This window comes from Thiothrix sp. (genome assembly GCF_028714775.1).
GTDB lineage: Bacteria > Pseudomonadota > Gammaproteobacteria > Thiotrichales > Thiotrichaceae > Thiothrix.
In genome coordinates this window covers 208,768-223,072 of sequence record NZ_JAQTLS010000007.1, presented here as the reverse complement: position 1 = coordinate 223,072, position 14,305 = coordinate 208,768, and the positions used below count along the sequence as shown (strand labels likewise).

Below are 14,305 nucleotides of genomic sequence, written 5' to 3'. Positions count from 1 at the left end.
TGCAGTGGCAGAAAACCTCCGCTTGTGGATGCTGTTTTTATGGCCTCCAAACTTAATCGCTAAGGCAAATGGCAATGTCACCTTGCTGCTGAAAACCGCTGATTAGGAAAATTGTCGTGTACAGAGGGGTAAATTACAAGGAAAATGTCAGGCAAGTAGGTGTTGGTGGACAAGCCGCCCCCTCTCTCTGCGCGAGATAACGGTCAGGTGCAAACTTGTTCAGGCACATCCATTTGCCTAAGGTGGTGTTGTGGTGGCTACGCACCAGCAACACATTCTTTATAGTATAGGCAGTGGTGGAATAAGCACGGGCTTTCGGTATCCATTGGGGTTTAATAAAAAGTTCATATTTGGTCGGCGATGCTTAGATGGTTACGGCTCAATGTTTTACCGTTTTCGAGAATAGGTGGATGATTAGCACACCAATGATAATCATGGTCATGCCAAGGGTTGCTGCCAAATCTAAGCGTTCATCATAGAAAATGATTCCAATAATGCTGATCAGGATGATGCCAAGTCCAGACCATACCGCATAGGTAAATCCCAGTGGCAGGGTGCGCAACGCCAGTGTCATAAAATAAAATGCTAGCCCGTAACCCGCCACCATGATGAGGGTGGGGATGGGTTTGGTAAATTCTTCAGTCGCCCGCAGGGAGCTAGTGGCAATGACTTCGGCAATGATAGCGAAGGCAAGGTATAAATAAGACATAAGTTGGGTTCAGTCCAATACGGGAAGGAGTGCGTATCATAAGCGCATAACCTGCTGAGAGGAACTACATGGCGGCTTTTGCTGATGCTACGTCATGTGCCTGCAATATTGCCCCGTTATCATGCGGCATCTGAAAGGTTTTGTAAGCAGGTCAGGCAATGCAACGCGAATATCACCGCTGGCACAGTCCCCGGCTGGGGCGCATGATGGAATTGCTGGTTTTCGGGCACGCTGGGGCAAAAGTGCTGGTGTTTCCCACCCGCGACGGGCGTTTTTACGAATACGAAAAGCTGCGTATCGTTCATCAGCTTGCGCCCAAGATTAATGCGGGGCAGTTGCAATTGTTTTGTGTGGACAGTGTTGACCACGATTCGCTGTACTGTTTCTGGAAACATCCGGCAGACCGTATACAGCACCATATTCGTTTTGAAGAATATATCCTGCATGAAGTCATACCGTTCATGCAGCATAAAAATCAACATCCTTGTACGATTGCGCACGGGTGCAGTTTGGGGGCGTTCCATGCCGCCAATATTGCTTTCCGCCACCCGCATTTATTCCAGAAATTGAGCGCGTTTTCAGGGCGTTATGATTTGACGATGCAGGCGGAAAGTTTCTCTGACTTGTTCAGCGGGTATTATGACGACAATATCTATTTTCATACCCCGGTGCATTTTCTGCCGAACCTGCCCTGCGATTGGCGCTTGCAGCATTTGCGGCAGATGGACATCGTGCTGGTGATCGGCAAGGAAGACCCCTTTCTGGGCAATAACCACCATCTTAGCCACATCCTGCGCAGTAAGGGCGTTCACCACCAATTGCATGAGTGGGATGAGCGGGCGCACCGGGGGTATTATTGGCGGCGGATGGCTCCGCTCTACCTTTAGGAAATGGGATTAATGCCCTTTAAAAAATAGCTCATAGAGCGTTAAACCGATTTCAACCACGATCAGTATTACGATGTACCATTCCACCCGGTGGCTGCGTTGGGCTTGCAGCAAGTCCAGCAGGGTTTCGGCGGTATTAGAAATGACATCCAGCTTACGTTCTAATGCCAGATGGCGTTCGCGTAACTCGAACTCGTCTTCCAAGCGCAGGTAAAGCCCTTCGAGTTCCGGGCGTTCCCACAATAGGTCGGGTTTATCCGCCACTTCCGCACGGCCTACCATCCGTTGTTGGCTGAGCAGGGAATCACCGATGTAGGTGAGCAGTTCCTGCATTTTTAGCCCGCCGCGCCCGCGTTTGCTCAAGTTTTGTGCCAGTGGTTCGATTTGCTCGAATGTCTTTGTGACCCGCGCTTCGTCGTCTGACAAAACGGAACTGCGTGCCAGCATTTCCGCCACCAGTTGCAGGCGTTGGACAGAGGTGTCATGCAACCACAGGCAACCTTGTGCATCCACGCCTTCGAGTTGGTCTGCATCCGTGCGCAGGTTGAGCAACTCATCTTCAGGCCAAGTACGCGGCTCGTGGGTCAGAGGCAACAGGCGTTCCAAAAACTGGCTTTCTTGCTCGGTTGCCATGCCGAAAAACACCGCGACGCCGTAGCGGAACAAAACCGCGCAGCCGCCACCGGGGATCGCCACCGTCAATGGGTTGATGGCGAGCGTTTCATCAGCGCGGAACGGTTTGGTGTCGATGCGCCCGCCGATCAGCGAGGCGCGTACCCGGATACTGGCATCGTTGCGCGGGTTGAGGTTCGGGTGGTTCACGTGATTCTCCGTGTTGCCGTCGAGTCTGGAAGGTGGTGCAAGTATAGCGGCAAGTATAGTGGTTTATGTTTCGCGTCATCATTTTGTCAAATTACAGGAGTAAAGTCGCGCCCAATGCCCTTTGAGACAATAGGTTAAGTATGCGTTTTCCGATCCTGCTTTCTTCCTTGCTGGTGTTGCTTGCGGTTGCAGTGGTGCAGGCAGGTAGCCCGAAATACACCCTCGAATTCAAACCCTTGGTATTGCCCACTAGCGCGGCGGATAAGCTTATCCCGCGTGCTACCAGCGAAGTGACGCTCAACGGCGAAAAACAAGTGCTGGCTTATCACGAACTGTTGCGCAGCGGGGATCAGGATAACGGTGAAACCTTCGGCTTGATGAAGAATGTGCAAGGCCAGCCAATTGACGTGGATGGCAAGCCCTACATCTGTAACGGCACAAATGGCACTGTTGGTAGTGGTTTGGATTTCAACGCGATCCTGCATGATGGCGGCAAGCTGTACCTGATGTCGCAGTTTGAATGCAATGTCGGTGGCATGTACATGACGCAACTGCAACAGGATAAGGACGGTCAACTCAGCCCGGTCAAAAATACCCTGCAATTCATTGACCAATCGAAAGATTTCGGTGGTTACGTGCATTGCGCAGGCTCAGTCACGCCATGGAACAGCCTATTGGGCAGTGAAGAATACGAGCCGGATGCCGCCAATATCGAAAAACAAGTCAGCAATCCCGATGGCATTACCGATAAGAAATATGTCACTTACCCCCAATATTACTGGCAGGATGACCTGAAAAAACCGGCTAAATCCAGCCCCTATATGGTTGGTTGGATTACCGAAGCCCACGTTAACGGCGGTAAGGGCAGTTACACCAAACATTACGCGCTGGGGAGGTTTTCACACGAACTCGCCTACGTGCTGCCTGACCAGCAAACGGTTTACCTGACTGACGATGGCGATAATGGCACGTTGTTTATGTTCGTCGCTGATAAGGTGGGTGATTTGTCAGCGGGTACACTTTATGCCGCTGTCTGGAACCAGACTAACGCCCAAAATGGCGGTGCGGCGAGTTTGGCATGGGTCAGTTTGGGTCATGCCAGTGATGCCGAGATCAAGCCTGCAATCCAGAAGCTGACGGCATTCAGCGATTTGTTTGAAACGGGTGACGCAGATCACTGTGACACCGCCAACGGTTTCAAGCTGGTGTCTCCGGCTGGTTTCGCCAAGCAATGCCTGAAAGTCAAACCCGGCAAGGAATTGCTGGCTTCACGTCTGGAAAGCCGCCGTTACGCCGCACTCAAAGGCGCAACCCACGAATTCCGCAAGATGGAAGGTTTCACCTACGATACGCAAAACAATCGGGGTTTCCTTGCGCTCAGCGAAATCGGGCGCGGGATGCTGGATAACGTGGATGACCCTGAAGAGGGTAAAAATTACGATGCCGCCACCGGCAACCATATCCGCTTGGATGCTGCGAATTACTGCGGGGGCGTTTATACCTTGTCCATGCAGGGCGGTGGTAGGGATACGGATGGCAATGCGATTACCAGCAACTTAGTGGCAGGCAGCATGAAAGCCTTGCTCACAGGTGGCCCCGGCGGGGAGAAAGAGCCGCAAGGTTGCACCATCGACAACCTTGCGCAGCCGGATAATGTCACCTTTTTGGCGGATTCCAACACGCTCATCATTGGCGAAGACGGCGAACACGAAAATAATATCGTCTGGGCATACGATCTGGGCAAAGGCAAAGCTACCCGCATTTTCTCCGCGCCGTTGGGTGCTGAAACCACCGCACCGTATTGGTTTACCGGCATCAACGGTTGGAGTTACTTGACCACGGTTGTGCAGCACCCCAATGGTAAACAGGCGGTGGACGCACGGGATAAGGAAAGCATGATCGGCTATATCGGCCCATTGAAGGGGTTGTAATGCATATCTTGATGGTTTCCGACGTGTATTTTCCGCGCGTTAATGGGGTTTCCACCTCTATTCAGGCATTCCGGCAGGCATTGCAGGCAGCAGGGCATCGCGTCACGTTGATTGCCCCCGCTTACGCTCAGGTGACGGAAGATGAAACCGACATCATCCGCATCAGCTCGCGCAATGTGATCGTTGACCCGGAAGACCGCATGATGCGCATCCGCCATATTCACCGCTTGACGGAGGAATTACGGGCGGACGATTACGACATTATCCATATCCACACCCCGTTCGTGGCGCACTACGCTGGGTTGAAACTGGCACGCAAACTGAAACTGCCGGTGGTGGCGACCTACCATACTTTTTTCGAGGAATACCTCTACAACTACATCAAGTGGTTGCCGAAAAGCTGGTTGCGTTACGCGGCGCGGCACTTTTCCCGCACCCAATGCGCTGATTTGGATGCGCTGGTCGTGCCTTCCACCGCTATGCAGCAAGTGCTGGTGGATTACGGGGTGGAAACGCCGATGAGTATTTTGCCGACAGGTTTGGACACGAATGTGTTCAAGTCGGGCGATGGCGCAGCATTCCGGGCGCAACACAACATTCCCGCCGAACGCCCGGTTATCCTGTTCGTAGGTAGGGTGGCGTTTGAGAAAAACATCGGTTTCCTGCTGGAAGTAACGGCAATCTTGCGGGAACGCATTCCCGACATCCTGTTCGTGATCGCGGGTGAAGGCCCGGCAGAAAAAAGCCTGCACGCGCAAGTAAAGCGCAGTGGTTTGGAAAATAACGTCCGGTTCGTTGGCTACCTGCGCCGCGATGGTGGTTTGCAAGCCTGCTACAAAGCGGCGGATGTGTTCGTGTTTGCTTCGCGTACCGAAACCCAAGGGCTGGTGCTGATTGAGGCGATGGCCTGCGGCACGCCCGTGGTGTCTACCGCAGTGTTGGGCACAAAAGACATCATCGGTACGGAGCAGGGTGGGTTGGTCGCGGCGGAAAATACCGATGCTTTTGCGGCGCAAGTTGCCCGGTTGCTCAGTGACAAAACGCTTCATGCCCACAAGGTTGATGAAGCGTTAGCTTATGCGGCTACGTGGTCACACACCGCGCAGGCAGAAAAATTGGTGGCTTTTTACCAAGCGGTACTGGCGAAAAAGCACACGCCTTAAGTTTTTCTGCAATCAGCGCGATAGTTCCGCCAACAGTATGCTTTGTGCCGTAACGGGGGCTTCATCCGCAGGTGGTTCAAGGCGCAGGTACGTGCCATCGGCGTGCAGTTCCCACGCTTGGGTATTGTCCTGCAAGTGCAGCTCAAACGCCTCGTGGATCACCCGCTTGCGCAGCTTGGGGTCAAGGATCGGGAACGCCACTTCCACCCGCCGGAAGAAATTACGCGGCATCCAGTCAGCGCTGGAGCAGTAGAGTTCTTCTTCCCCGTCATTCTGGAAATAGAACACGCGCGGGTGTTCGAGGAAACGCCCCATCACCGAACGCAGGTGGATATTTTCCGATACCCCCGGAATGCCGGGGCGCAAGCAGCAAATCCCGCGCACCACCAATTCCACCCTGACGCCTGCTTGTGAGGCTTGGTACAGCGCGTGGATAGTTTGCGGCTCGATCAGCGAATTCATGCGGGCGCGGATCAGTGCGGGTTTGCCTGCGCGGGCATGGTTTATTTCCCCGGAAATCTTTTGCAGGATGGTGTTGTATAAGGTGAAAGGCGCAACCAGCAGGTCTTTCATGCCTTGGATGCTGCCTAAGCCAGTGAGCATGAGGAAAACTTTGTGTACGTCTTCGGTCATTTCCGGGTTGCAGGTCAGCAGCCCGAAATCGGTGTAAAGCCGTGCCGTGCCGGGGTGGTAATTGCCTGTCCCCAGATGGGCGTAACGGCGTAATTGTTGGCCTTCGCGGCGCACTACCATGCATAGTTTTGCGTGGGTCTTGTAACCGACCACGCCGTAAACCACGTGCGCCCCGGCACGTTGCAACTGGGTGGTGAGGCTGATGTTGGCTTCTTCGTCGAAACGGGCGCGGAGTTCGACCACTACGGTCACTTCCTTACCAGCACGGGCGGCGCGTGCCAAATGCTCGACGATTACCGACTTGCTGCCAGTGCGGTACAGGGTCATTTTCAGCGCCAATACGTTCGGGTCGCTGGCGGCTTGCCCAATGAAATCAACCACTGATTGGAAGCTTTGGTAAGGGTGGTGCAGCAACACATCCCGTTGGCGCACGCGCTCAAAAATATCAGGGTAACGTTCGGTAATCGGTGGGGCAGGGCGGAAGGATGGGAAGCGCAAGTCAGGGCGTTCCACCAAATCGCTGATCGCCATCAGGCGGTTGAGGTTGACCGGGCCGTTGACGTTGTAAACATCGCTGGCTTCCAAGTCGAACTGTTCGGTCAGGTAGTCGATATTGTCTTGCGGGCAATGGTCGGACACTTCCAACCGCACCACCGCGCCGTAATTGCGCTGCGGCAATTCGCCTTGCATCGCTTCCAGCAAATCGTCGGTATCTTCCTCATCGACGAACATATTGCTGTTGCGGGTCAGGCGGAATTGGTAACTGCCCAGCACTTCCATGCCGGGGAATAACCGCCCGATGAAGGCGTGCAGGATTGAGGAGAGGAACACGAAGCTGTTTTCGCTGGCAGCCATGTCCACGGGTAAGCGGATGATGCGCGGTAAGGTGCGCGGTGCTTGCACAATGGCAGTGTCGATTTCACGCCCAAAAGCGTCTGTGCCTTGCAGGCTGACAATGAAATTCAGGCTTTTGTTGAGGATATTGGGGAACGGGTGCGCAGGGTCTAGCCCCAGTGGGCTGAGCAGTGGCAACAATTCGCGCTCGAAATAGTCCGACAGCCACGCGCGTTGGCGCTCGTCCCAATGGGTGCGGCGTACAAAGTAGATGCCTTCTTTACGCAGGGCAGGGATCAGGGTTTCATTCAACAGCTTGTATTGGCGTTCCACCAAGTCATGCGCGTTTTGGTTGATGGTGCGCAATACGGTGCTGGGGGGCAAGTTATCGGCCCCGATGGTGGCAATGTCCAAGCTCAATTGTTGCTTTAAGCGCCCGACCCGCACCTCAAAAAATTCGTCGAGGTTGGAGCTGGAAATGCACAGGAATTTCAGGCGCTCCAGCAGCGGGGTGCTGGGGTCACTCGCCATTTCCAGCACCCGGCAATTGAACGCCAGCAGGCTCAGTTCGCGGTTGATGTGGTAAGCCGGGTTATCCAACGTGATGTCAGTGCTTGTTTTTGCTAGGTGTGTGCGTTCCGTATCCAAGGTAATGTCCTACTCCGACCAAGTTCATGTTGTTATTTGATGCGTGCCGTTCCAGGCGCGTTTCGATGTTTTGTTTGACCGTACCCCACTCCGTGTCAAGGATACTATAAATGGCTGTATCGCGGATGACTCCATCCGGCATGATGGCGCTACGGCGTAAAATACCTTCCTGTATCGCGCCCATTTTTTCCAGTGACTGGCGCGAACGTTCGTTACGCAGGTCAGTTTTGAACTGCGCCCGCAAAATGCCGAAGGTCTCGAAGGCATGGCGTAACAGCAAGTATTTGCATTCCAAGTTGACCCCGGAACGTTGGTATTTGGGGGCGTACCACGTGCCGCCGATTTCCAGTCGCATGTGTTTCATGCAAATGTCACGGTAGCGGGTGCTGCCAATTGCTTGCCCTGATGCTTTGTCGATGACCGCGAAAGGCAGGTCTGTCCCGGCTTCACGTAAACGGATGGCATTGACGATGAAGGCTTCCATGTTCGCCCGCTCGGTCATTTTCCCATAAAACATGTACTTCCAGATACTTTCATCACGCGCGGCTTGGAACAGGTCGGACAAATGCCATTCAATCAGTGGCTCAAGCCGCACTAAGCGGCCTTCCAAGGTAACAGGTTGCAGGGTCATGATGGTTTTCTCCTTAAAACAGGCAAGACAACAGACAAATACTTCCTTGTGCCAACCCCGCCCCCAAGAACGCGCCAATCAGCACATCGCTGGGGTAATGCAAGCCCAAAATCACCCGCGACAACGCCACCAGTGCAGCAAACGGCACGACCAGCACGCCCCATTCCGGGTAATAGTGCAGCAACACCCAGCTAAAACTGACTGCGTGTAAGGTATGCCCAGACGGGAAACTGAACTGGTCGAGTGCCGCCACGTTCTGGAAAATGTCATCGTTGTGGCTGTAAGGGCGTACCCGTTCAGTGGAGGTTTTCAGCCATTTGTAAACCAACACACCTGCCAGCCCCACCAGCCCCATGTGCAGGGAAACGGGCAGTGCGTCCCAGCCGTACAGCAGCGGCAACATCAGCATCAGCACGTACCAGAACACCCCGTTCCCCAAACGGCTGACGGCGGCAAAGAATAGGCTGATGGGTTTTAGGTGGTTAACCCGGTTGAACAGCAAGCACAAAGGGATTTCGTGGTCGTTAAGTTGATGCAGCAGTTTCATGGCGCACCTCGCGCAAGACGGTTTGAAGGGTTTGGTGTAAGCGTTCCACTACTTTGTCCCAGCCCAAGCCTTGGGCGGTCTGGTGGGCGGCAAGCCCCGCGCGTTGGCGCAGGGCAGGGTTACTTGCCAAGCTGATGCTGGCTTGAATGAATGCAGGGTTATCATCCAGCGGGACTGCCATGCCGTTTTCTTCCCAACGGATGTATTCCCGTGCGGCAGCATAGTCGAAGGTCACGACCGGCAAGCCGCTTGCCATCGCTTCCAAAATGACATTGCCGAAGGTTTCGCTGGTGCTGGGGTAAAGGAACAGGTCGCCGCTGGCGTAATGTTCCGCCAGTGCCGTGCCGGTTTGCATCCCCACGAACAGGCAGTCGGGGTGGGCTTCCTGCAAACGTTTGCGTTCTGGGCCATCGCCGACCAGCAGGAATCGCGCATCCGGCACGTGCTGTTGGATAGCGCGGAAAGCCTCAAACGCCAAATCAAGGTTTTTCTCTTGCGCCATGCGTGATACCAGCGTGACCAGCAATTGTTCGGGGCGGATGCCTAACTGGGCGCGTAAAGTGTGGCTGCGGCGTTGCGGGTTGAATTGGGCGGTATCAATGCCGCGATCCAGAATGTCGATGCGGGTGTAACCCTTATCACTGAGCTGTTGCTGCAATTCGCGGGTTGGAACCAGTGTGACCAGCGTTTGGTTATGCACATGGCGCAAATAGCGTTTCGCCAGATTGAAAAACCCGCTCAGGCGGTAATAGCGGCTGTACTGGTCGAAATTGGTGTGGAAGTCGCTGATTACCGGAATGCCGAGCTTTTTCGCCGCCTTCATTGCGGAATAACCCAAAGGGCCTTCGGTAACAATTTGCACGATGTCGGGGCGCTGCTTTTGCCACAGGCGTTTGAGCGCGTGGTATTGCGGGAAGCCCAAACGGACTTCCTTGTAAAAGGGGAGTGTCAATCCATTGACCAGATACTCCTGAAAACCGTCCTCGCGGCAAGCCTTCTCGCGGGCTTGTTGGCGGGGGCGTACTAACTGGATGTGATAGCCACCCCGGCTGCGTAATCCATCCACGAAACGGCTGGCGGTATGTGCCACGCCATTGATTTCCGGCGGCCACGTTTCCGTGACGACCGTCAAGTGGGTATGGGATTGGACGAGCTTGAGGTGATTGGCTGACACAAAAAACATTCATCTTGTAGTGGAGACTGCACCAATTGTGCTACGCGAATACTGCAAGACGGTGACGCTTTTGTGACGGTTGTGTTTAGCTGTCGGGTGAAAAACGGTAACCCGCGCCGCGCACTGTCTGGATGTAATGCTCGAAACCGTGCGGCGCTAGCGTTTTGCGCAAACGCAGGATATGCACATCCACGGTACGCTCTTCCACATATACCGTGCGCCCCCAAGCGTTGTCGAGCAATTGGGCGCGGCTGTAAACCCGGTCGGGGTGCTGCATGAAAAATTTCAGCAAACGGAATTCAGTCGGGCCAAATTCCAATTCCTCACCGCTGGCGGTTACGCGGTGGCTGACGGTATCCAGTGCCAGCGCCCCGAATTCGAGGGTTTTTACCGGCGGGGGTTGTTGGGTGCGGCGCAAGACGGCCTGAATCCGTGCCACCAATTCAGCGGGGGAAAACGGCTTGCTGATGTAATCGTCAATGCCTGCTTGGAAACCGGAAATCCGGTCACTTTCTTCGTTGCGGGCAGTCAGCATGATCACGGGGATGTCTTGGGTGATGGCATCGCGCTGCAAACGCCGCACCAATTCCAGCCCGCTGATACCGGGAAGCATCCAATCCATCAGGATCAGTTCCGGGCGTTTGCGGTTGATTTCGGCATAAGCTTGTTCGGCATTGGCGGCCTCGCTCAATTCAAGACCGGCACGCCCCAAAGCAAGGCCGACCATCTTACGGATCGGCTGTTCATCTTCGACAATCAGGATTGTACGCATGTTAAACCTGTATGAATTCCATTTTACCCCCGCATTAAACCCCAAGAGTGTGTCAGTTCCGTGACAGCCGCGCAGGTTTGGTAATGGCTTTGCGCATAACAAAACCGTCATATAAGCGTCACTTTTCAGTCACTTCCGCACCTTAACCTGCGCAGCATCACCGAATAAACTAACGAGATTTGTACATGGCAGGTATTTCCGCAGCATTGCGTGACGCTGTTCACCAGCACGCCCCGACATCCCTGATGGGGATGCAGCAACGTTTGTTCAGCTTCTGGTTCAACAGTTTTATTTACAACCAGATATGGGAAGACCCAGCGGTCGACTTGCAAGCGTTGGAACTGAACCAAGAAAGCCGGGTGCTGACCATCGCCTCCGGTGGCTGCAATGTGCTGAATTACCTGACGGCAACACCGGCGCACATCACCGCGATTGACCTGAACCCGTACCACATGTCCTTGACGCGCCTGAAACTGGCGGCGATGAAACATTTGCCTGACCACGCGGCGTTTTACGACTTTTTTGGCTATGCCGACCGGGAACAGAACGAAAGCCAGTACGAGAGCCACATCCGCCCGCATTTGGATGATGAAGTCGATGCTTTTTGGCAGGGGCGCAGCATTCTGGGGCAAAGACGCATCCACATGTTCCGCGACGGGCTGTACCGCAACACGCGCTTTGGCTATTTCATGCGCTTCTTGCATTGGATTGCCCGCCAGACCAATTACCAGCCGGAAAAAATTCTCAGCGCCAGCAGCTTGTATGAGCAGAAAGCGATTTTCGACCAGCACATCGCGCCGTTTTTCGACAATAAGCTGGTGAAGTTTTTGGGTAAGCTGCCGGTGTCGGTATTCAGCCTTGGCATTCCGCCGCAGCAATACAAAGCCATGAAAGAGCAGGGCAACCTGATTGGGCAATACCGCGAGCGGGTGGAGCGGCTGGCGTGCCAGTTCCCGATCCAAGACAACTACTTCGCTTGGCAGGGCTTTAGCCACAGCTACGACCATGAAAAGCGCGAAGCTATCCCGCCGTATTTGCAGGCCGATAATTACGAGCTGATCCGCAGCCAATTGGGTAAGGTGGATACACACCTCGGCTCGATGATTGATTTCCTGCAAGCGCAAGCACCGCACAGTTACGACCGCTTTGTGTTCCTCGACGCGCAGGATTGGATGAGCGACGACGTGCTGTGCCAGTTATGGACAGAAATCGCCCGCGTCGGCAAGCCGGGAACACGCATCATCTTCCGTACCGCTGCCGCCGAATCGCCATTGGAAGCGGCCTTGCCTGCCGAATTGCTTGCCCAGTTTGTGTATGAGGGTGAGCGCTCGGCACAAGGCTTCCAGCAAGACCGTTCGGCGATCTACGGCGGTTTCCACCTCTACCGTAAGGCCGATTGAGATGGATGCCGCACAACAAATGGACAGGCAATACCGCTACCAGCGCTATGTTTACGACCTGTCACGCAAGTATTACCTGCTGGGGCGCGATGCGCTGCTGAACGAAATGGACGTGCAACCGGGCGAAACCGTGCTGGAAATCGGCTGCGGTACGGCGCGTAACCTGACCAAGCTGGCTTATCGTTACCCCAGCGTCAAACTGTATGGCATTGATGCTTCGCGCATGATGTTGGACACCGCCCGCGACAAGCTGCGCGGCACGTTGTATGAACGCAATATCACGCTGCGCCAAGGGTTGGCAGGGCAGGTCAGCCACCACGATTTCGGGCTGGAAAAGCCCTTCGACCACATTGTGTTTTCCTATGTGCTGTCGATGATCCCCGGTTGGCAGGGGGCGCTGGAACACGCGCTGCATATCCTCAAACCGGGTGGCTGCTTGCATGTGGTGGACTTTTCCGATCAGCAAACCATGCCGCCGTGGTTCCGCCGGGTGTTGCTGCAATGGTTGGATTGGTTCCATGTCCACCCTGATCCAGACGTGCCGTGCTACCTAGAGCAACTGGCGGACCGTGAACGTGACCAACTGCGGATGCGCCAGCTTGCTGGGCGTTACGCGCTGCTGGCGCATTACCAGAAAGGGGGAATTTCCGATGACCATCAACCAGAACTTCCGCAAATACCGCAGTATCTGGATTTCTGATACCCATCTTGGTTCACGCGGTTGCAAGGCCGAATTCCTGCTGGATTTCCTGCAACACAACCACGCCGAACAGCTTTATCTGGTCGGCGACATCATCGACGGCTGGGCGTTGCGCAAGCGCTGGTATTGGGACACCTTCCACGACCAAATCCTGCACTTGCTGTTTGAGCGGGCGCAACGCGGCACGAAAGTGACCTACGTCAGCGGCAACCATGACGAGTTCCTGCGGCCTTTCATCCATCACCAAATCACCGCGATCCACCTTGAAGATGAAGTGGTGCATACCACGGCGGATGGGCGCAAGTTTCTGGTGCTGCACGGCGACCAATTTGACGGGGTGATGCAATTTGCCCGTTGGCTGGCAAAGCTGGGCGATTGGTTCTATGAACGCTTGCTGGTGTTCAACACCATTTACAACCGCTGGCGCACATGGCTGGGGTATCCGTATTGGTCAGTTTCCGCGTGGCTGAAACACAAGACCAAATCGGCGGTGAATTTTATTTCCGCCTTTGAAGAAACGCTGGCGAAAGAGGCCAAACGGCGGCAACTGGATGGCATCATTTGCGGGCATATCCATCACGCCGAAATCCGCGAGATTGACGGGGTGCTGTATTGCAACGACGGCGACTGGGTGGAAAGCTGCTCCGCGCTGGTGGAAGAGTGGGACGGCAGCTTGCAGGTCGTGCATTGGATGAAGGCATACGAAACTGCTGGCGCTTTGCCGGTTGCGTGTGCAGCGGGTACAATCTGATCTATTCTTGCTCACTTCCTAAAACTACCATCTATCCAGAAAAACTTACGAAACGTAATGGTATTGCTATATAACTGCACACAACAAGCTTGCCACGGACTGAATAACAACATACTCCGTGGCATAGTATTTGCTTAACATTCGTGTGTGAAAATAATGGATAGCTATAACGTGTCGGGGGAAATTTTATGAAAGTAGATGTTGCCATGAAGCATATCAAAACAAATGGCTGTATTTGTAAGCACGTCGAGCGGGTGTTACAACGCCTGCACGCCGCTACTGAGGCCGGAATTGAACAAGCCAGAGTGATTTTTAGCGAACGCACCGTTATTTTGGATACAGGAAACCAACAAGAACTGTTATGTTCGCGCTTTTTTGAACAGAGAGATTGCTAGATGTTAAAAAAACAATACCTGAAAACGCGCCCAGCCTGCAAAGTGACCTTCCGCATCAGTAAGGAAGCTGCCCGTTCCGCCCAGAGCATTTATCTGGTGGGCGATTTCAACGCTTGGGATGCACAAGCAACGCCCATGAGCGCACTAAAAAGCGGCGAATTCACCGTGGTGTTGGAATTGGATACCGCGACGCCAGAATACCAATTCCGCTACCAATACGACGGTAGCCATTGGGAAAATGACTGGGAAGCGGACGGTTACGTGGATAACGGCGTGGACGGGGAAAATTCCCTCGTGCGCGTGTAAGG

15 protein-coding genes are annotated in these 14,305 nt (G+C 54.2%); 8 read left to right on the top strand and 7 right to left on the bottom strand.

From position 1 onward, the window contains the following. Positions 1–379 precede the first annotated feature (379 nt). On the bottom strand, positions 380–709 hold the full coding sequence (locus PHE17_RS08595; protein WP_301015417.1) for a multidrug efflux SMR transporter: 330 nt from the start codon (positions 707–709) through the stop codon (positions 380–382). A gap of 158 nt (positions 710–867) precedes the next feature. Here PHE17_RS08595 and PHE17_RS08590 point away from each other — a divergent pair, with 158 nt between their 5' ends. Further along, entirely contained in the window at positions 868–1,596 is a 729-nt protein-coding gene (locus tag PHE17_RS08590) for an alpha/beta hydrolase-fold protein (protein ID WP_301015416.1), read from the top strand. A gap of 9 nt (positions 1,597–1,605) precedes the next feature. Here PHE17_RS08590 and PHE17_RS08585 read toward each other — a convergent pair whose 3' ends face one another. Further along, the gene (locus PHE17_RS08585; RefSeq protein WP_301015415.1) at positions 1,606–2,418 is read right to left on the bottom strand and encodes an RMD1 family protein; all 813 of its coding nucleotides are present in this window, start codon (positions 2,416–2,418) and stop codon (positions 1,606–1,608) included. Positions 2,419–2,558: 140 nt separating this feature from the next. Here PHE17_RS08585 and PHE17_RS08580 point away from each other — a divergent pair, with 140 nt between their 5' ends. Together PHE17_RS08580 and PHE17_RS08575 are read left to right on the top strand one after the other, a co-directional pair. After that, a complete protein-coding gene (locus PHE17_RS08580; protein ID WP_301015414.1) occupies positions 2,559–4,349 on the top strand; it encodes an alkaline phosphatase PhoX in 1,791 nt (596 codons plus the stop codon). After that, a complete protein-coding gene (locus tag PHE17_RS08575) occupies positions 4,349–5,512 on the top strand; it encodes a glycosyltransferase (RefSeq protein ID WP_301015413.1) in 1,164 nt (387 codons plus the stop codon). Before PHE17_RS08580 ends, PHE17_RS08575 begins: the two co-directional genes overlap by 1 nt. A gap of 12 nt (positions 5,513–5,524) precedes the next feature. Here PHE17_RS08575 and ppk1 read toward each other — a convergent pair whose 3' ends face one another. The 5 genes from ppk1 to phoB form a co-directional block, all read right to left on the bottom strand. Beyond that, complete coding sequence (gene ppk1, locus PHE17_RS08570; protein ID WP_301015412.1) at positions 5,525–7,627, bottom strand: polyphosphate kinase 1; 2,103 nt, start codon at positions 7,625–7,627, stop codon at positions 5,525–5,527. Continuing rightward, positions 7,587–8,258: a GNAT family protein gene (locus PHE17_RS08565; protein ID WP_301015411.1), complete on the bottom strand. Its 672-nt coding sequence runs from the start codon at positions 8,256–8,258 to the stop codon at positions 7,587–7,589. Before PHE17_RS08565 ends, ppk1 begins: the two co-directional genes overlap by 41 nt. Positions 8,259–8,271: 13 nt before the next feature. Continuing rightward, entirely contained in the window at positions 8,272–8,805 is a 534-nt protein-coding gene (locus PHE17_RS08560; protein WP_301015410.1) for a phosphatase PAP2 family protein, read from the bottom strand. After that, complete coding sequence (locus PHE17_RS08555) at positions 8,783–9,979, bottom strand: glycosyltransferase family 1 protein (RefSeq protein WP_301015409.1); 1,197 nt, start codon at positions 9,977–9,979, stop codon at positions 8,783–8,785. The genes PHE17_RS08560 and PHE17_RS08555 overlap by 23 nt, the downstream gene beginning before the upstream one ends. Positions 9,980–10,064: 85 nt before the next feature. Continuing rightward, on the bottom strand, positions 10,065–10,751 hold the full coding sequence (gene phoB, locus PHE17_RS08550) for a phosphate regulon transcriptional regulator PhoB (RefSeq protein WP_301015408.1): 687 nt from the start codon (positions 10,749–10,751) through the stop codon (positions 10,065–10,067). A 185-nt stretch (positions 10,752–10,936) separates the two neighbouring features. Between phoB and PHE17_RS08545 the strand changes: the two genes are divergently transcribed. The 5 genes from PHE17_RS08545 (at position 10,937) to PHE17_RS08525 (ending at position 14,303) form a co-directional block, all read left to right on the top strand. Continuing rightward, positions 10,937–12,151, top strand: a complete 1,215-nt coding sequence (locus PHE17_RS08545; RefSeq protein ID WP_301015407.1) for a DUF3419 family protein — start codon at positions 10,937–10,939, stop codon at positions 12,149–12,151. A gap of 1 nt (position 12,152) precedes the next feature. After that, positions 12,153–12,851: a class I SAM-dependent methyltransferase gene (locus PHE17_RS08540; RefSeq protein WP_301015406.1), complete on the top strand. Its 699-nt coding sequence runs from the start codon at positions 12,153–12,155 to the stop codon at positions 12,849–12,851. Then, the gene (locus PHE17_RS08535; protein ID WP_301015405.1) at positions 12,802–13,602 is read left to right on the top strand and encodes a UDP-2,3-diacylglucosamine diphosphatase; all 801 of its coding nucleotides are present in this window, start codon (positions 12,802–12,804) and stop codon (positions 13,600–13,602) included. The genes PHE17_RS08540 and PHE17_RS08535 overlap by 50 nt, the downstream gene beginning before the upstream one ends. A gap of 188 nt (positions 13,603–13,790) precedes the next feature. Next, positions 13,791–13,997: a hypothetical protein gene (locus PHE17_RS08530; RefSeq protein WP_301015404.1), complete on the top strand. Its 207-nt coding sequence runs from the start codon at positions 13,791–13,793 to the stop codon at positions 13,995–13,997. Further along, positions 13,998–14,303, top strand: coding sequence for an isoamylase early set domain-containing protein (locus PHE17_RS08525; RefSeq protein ID WP_301015403.1), 306 nt, complete (start codon positions 13,998–14,000; stop codon positions 14,301–14,303). The last annotated feature ends 2 nt before the right edge of the window (positions 14,304–14,305 follow it).

What these genes read in the sequence shown, in the direction of transcription:
- PHE17_RS08595 (WP_301015417.1), bottom strand. Translation starts at nt 709, where the DNA reads ATGTCTTATTTATACCTTGCCTTCGCTATCATTGCCGAAGTCATTGCC.
- PHE17_RS08590 (WP_301015416.1), top strand. Translation starts at nt 868, where the DNA reads ATGCAACGCGAATATCACCGCTGGCACAGTCCCCGGCTGGGGCGCATG.
- PHE17_RS08580 (WP_301015414.1), top strand. Translation starts at nt 2,559, where the DNA reads ATGCGTTTTCCGATCCTGCTTTCTTCCTTGCTGGTGTTGCTTGCGGTT.
- PHE17_RS08575 (WP_301015413.1), top strand. Translation starts at nt 4,349, where the DNA reads ATGCATATCTTGATGGTTTCCGACGTGTATTTTCCGCGCGTTAATGGG.
- PHE17_RS08565 (WP_301015411.1), bottom strand. Translation starts at nt 8,258, where the DNA reads ATGACCCTGCAACCTGTTACCTTGGAAGGCCGCTTAGTGCGGCTTGAG.
- PHE17_RS08560 (WP_301015410.1), bottom strand. Translation starts at nt 8,805, where the DNA reads ATGAAACTGCTGCATCAACTTAACGACCACGAAATCCCTTTGTGCTTG.
- phoB (WP_301015408.1), bottom strand. Translation starts at nt 10,751, where the DNA reads ATGCGTACAATCCTGATTGTCGAAGATGAACAGCCGATCCGTAAGATG.
- PHE17_RS08545 (WP_301015407.1), top strand. Translation starts at nt 10,937, where the DNA reads ATGGCAGGTATTTCCGCAGCATTGCGTGACGCTGTTCACCAGCACGCC.
- PHE17_RS08540 (WP_301015406.1), top strand. Translation starts at nt 12,153, where the DNA reads ATGGATGCCGCACAACAAATGGACAGGCAATACCGCTACCAGCGCTAT.
- PHE17_RS08535 (WP_301015405.1), top strand. Translation starts at nt 12,802, where the DNA reads ATGACCATCAACCAGAACTTCCGCAAATACCGCAGTATCTGGATTTCT.
- PHE17_RS08530 (WP_301015404.1), top strand. Translation starts at nt 13,791, where the DNA reads ATGAAAGTAGATGTTGCCATGAAGCATATCAAAACAAATGGCTGTATT.
- PHE17_RS08525 (WP_301015403.1), top strand. Translation starts at nt 13,998, where the DNA reads ATGTTAAAAAAACAATACCTGAAAACGCGCCCAGCCTGCAAAGTGACC.